This window comes from Flavobacterium sasangense DSM 21067, assembly GCF_000686885.1.
Classification (GTDB): Bacteria; Bacteroidota; Bacteroidia; order Flavobacteriales; family Flavobacteriaceae; genus Flavobacterium; species Flavobacterium sasangense.
On the sequence record NZ_KK366032.1, the window covers coordinates 86334 to 89456 of the forward strand.

Consider the following 3123-nt stretch of genomic DNA (forward strand, 5'->3'; position numbering starts at 1 on the left):
TGGTGTTATTTCGAAGTGAGGGTGTTGGGAAATTGTTTTCAGTTGTTCTCGATACATTTTGCAGATGTAAATCTTTGGCTTTACATCTGCAAAACACTCGAAGTGACGATAGAGTTAATTCGGTTCTGGAGTTCTCGATACATTTTTAAGTTGTAAATCTTAGGCTTTACAACTTAAAAACACTCGAAGTGACGGTGGTGTTATTTCGAAGTGACGGTGGTGTTATTTCGAGATGGCGGTGGTGGGAATTTAGTTTTGGAATTATATTTTTTTATATATTTGCATCATTATAAGCCATTTAAATTTTGTATTTGCCATGAAAAGTGTACGTATTGAGAAGATTTTTCACCATGGTGCTTATCGCATTGGGGTGTTTTTTGATAAGGATTTTGAAATTATTGCCATTTTAAAACGTTTGGGTGCTACTTATAGTGGTTCTCGTAGGTGTTGGTATTTGGATTATTCTAAGGCTTCTTATCATTTATTACGTTCTCATTTTCCAGATTTGGTGGTGGTTACTGAATCTTCTATTCCTAATATGGTGACCGGTGTTGATAACCGTGACCTTTCACCCATAGCTTCTTCAAGCGCTCTTCAGTTAGGTTCTTCGTTGAACAATCCTGAACATAAACCAACTGTGATAACTTCGGATAAATTGAAGTTACAATTGTTGCCAAGTATTGGTAAATATTGGGTTTTTAAGATGCATTTTCATCATGAAATTAGTAAACAACTTTTGAAAACTAAAGGGGTTTATTGGAACGGAAATTATAAAAGCTATATGGTTTTTAGAAATGAAGTTGTGAAGCAAGAAGTAGAAAAGATTTTAGGCATTTCTGACTTTTTTGGTACGGACTATTTTGTTAAAGATTCGTTTGTTGGTAAAGGAAAAATTAGGATTTTACCTCATTTAGAAGATGCAACTTGGATGGAAGTTCATGTTCCTAAAATGGTTGCGGTTCATGAGAAATTAAAACGTTTTTCGATGGCTCGCTACAGTAAGATTAAGGGGTGTTATTTGCTTCCGGCGGCACCTGTAGTGATGGATTCTTTGCATTTACAGTTTGAATCTTCTAGCATTAGTATTACCTCTTTGCTTCCTAAGAATTATTTGGATAAACGAAATTTGCCTAACAAAAAACAATTGGACTTATCTAAAACGAAGAAAAGCTTACTGGATTTGGTTCCAGAGCAAGCCCAAAGTTATTTAAGTAAGATGATTGATACTTTATTGGCTTTGAATTATAGTAGTTCGACCTTGCGAACGTATTGTGGTGCTTTTATTCAATTTTTACGCTATTTTGAGTTTCGAAATCCTGAGGAGATTACTAGGGAGGAAATTATTCGTTTTTTAGGCTCTTTGATGGAGCGTGGTTTGTCTGCCACAAGTGGACATAGTATGGTGAATGGGGTTCAATTTTATTATCAGCAAGTTTTATTGAAAGTTGACTATAGTTTTGTGCTTCCACGACCAAAGAAGGAGAAAAAGTTGCCTGTTGTATTGACTATGGAGGAATGTTTGCAGATTTTTAAAGTTGTAGATAATCCGAAACACAAGCTTTTGTTGTTGATAGGTTATGGTGCTGGCTTGCGTGTGAGTGAGATTGTGAGTTTGAAATGGAGTGATATTTTATTTGAGGAACACAAGATTCATGTTAAGAATGCTAAGGGTAAGAAAGATAGAATGGTGATGTTGCCCTACTCTATTGTTACTTCTTTGCAGCTTTATAGAGAACTTTATAAGGGTAAACATTATGTTTTTGAGGGTCAGTTTGCGGGTGAGCCTTATAGTACAGGAAGTGTGCAACAGGTGATGCGTAATGCTATAAAGTTATCGGGTTTAGAGAAGAAGGCTACGGTGCATACGTTGCGTCATAGTTTTGCGACTCATTTATTAGAGAACGGCACGGATATCCGCTACATTCAGCAATTTTTGGGGCATTCGAGTATAAAAACCACGACTGTGTATACACATTTAACAAAAACTGCTGTTGATAGGATACAGAGTCCGTTAGATCGCATGGTTGACATAAAAGGTAAGAAAAAACTTGAAGAATAGTTTTTAAAGTTAAAAAAAGTTGTATATATTTGATGATATTTACTAGTTAGCAGCCATACAACGAACGCCGTTAAAATTCCGAACTTTGTAGAATGAAAATAGAAACTAAAATGGACACAGTAACACACGAGGCAAAAACATTTGAAAACATAAACTATTCCGAGAAAAAATTATCGGGCAGAGAGTTTCTAAACTGCGAGTTTAAGAACTGTAACTTTACAAAAAGTGATTTAAGCAATAATATTTTTGAGGACTGCTCTTTTAAAAGTTGCAACTTTTCACTGACAGTATTTCGCAACACAGGGTTAAGAACCATAAAATTTATTGGTTGCAAGCTAATGGGCATTGATTTTAGCGTAGTCAATAGTTTTTCATTTTCCGTAGCTTTTCAGGACAGCATTCTTGACTATTCTTCTTTTTTTCAGTGCAAAATGAAAAAGACAAATTTCACAGACTGTTCCTTAAAACAAGTGGACTTTAGCGAAACGGATTTATCAATGGCTGTTTTCAAAAACTGCGACTTGACATTAGCTTCCTTTGTGCGGACAAACCTTGAAAAAACGGACTTCCGCACAGCATTAAACTATTCGCTTGACCCTGAACAGAACAAAGTGAAAGGAGCTAAATTTTCGCATTTAGGACTTGTGGGATTGTTGTATAAATATAATCTTGACATTGAACAGTAACAAACAGAAAGATAGAAAATGTACGGCTGCTAACAGCGGTTTTGTGAAAGTGGGGTTTTAAGGCAAAATTTAAAGGTAATTTTATATATTTGACTTCAGTCCTAATGGAAAGGTTTGGGAACAAAAATCCCCACCTCCACAAAGCCGGCGGGACGTTGTGTGCAACATATTTTCCGAACTTACGCCGAAAGCTTCTCTCCTATTTTTTCCGAAAGAAATTTATTGAAATTGTTACCGAAAAATTTTGCGTGATAGTTGAAAACCGAACCGAACTTTGTCGATAAACTTTGTGCTGAAATTACGTTTTCGGGAAAATCCGTTGTGAAATTAAAAACTGAAACTAAACGTTGCGTGAAAATATGCTTTGCGTGACAATCC

The 3123-nt window shown here is 35.6% G+C and carries 3 protein-coding genes; 2 read left to right on the forward strand and 1 reads right to left on the reverse strand.

Annotated elements, in window-relative coordinates; translation table 11 throughout:
- Window positions 1-316 precede the first annotated feature (316 nt).
- Window positions 317-2059, forward strand: coding sequence for a tyrosine-type recombinase/integrase (locus tag BP92_RS0114210; RefSeq protein WP_026726637.1), 1743 nt, complete (start codon window positions 317-319; stop codon window positions 2057-2059).
- Window positions 2060-2151: 92 nt separating this feature from the next.
- The gene (locus BP92_RS0114215) at window positions 2152-2745 is read left to right on the forward strand and encodes a pentapeptide repeat-containing protein (protein ID WP_243548493.1); all 594 of its coding nucleotides are present in this window, start codon (window positions 2152-2154) and stop codon (window positions 2743-2745) included.
- A gap of 179 nt (window positions 2746-2924) precedes the next feature.
- Here BP92_RS0114215 and BP92_RS17295 read toward each other — a convergent pair.
- Window positions 2925-3123, reverse strand: a 199-nt coding sequence (locus BP92_RS17295) for a hypothetical protein (RefSeq protein ID WP_026726639.1), incomplete at its 5' end; no start/stop codon positions are given.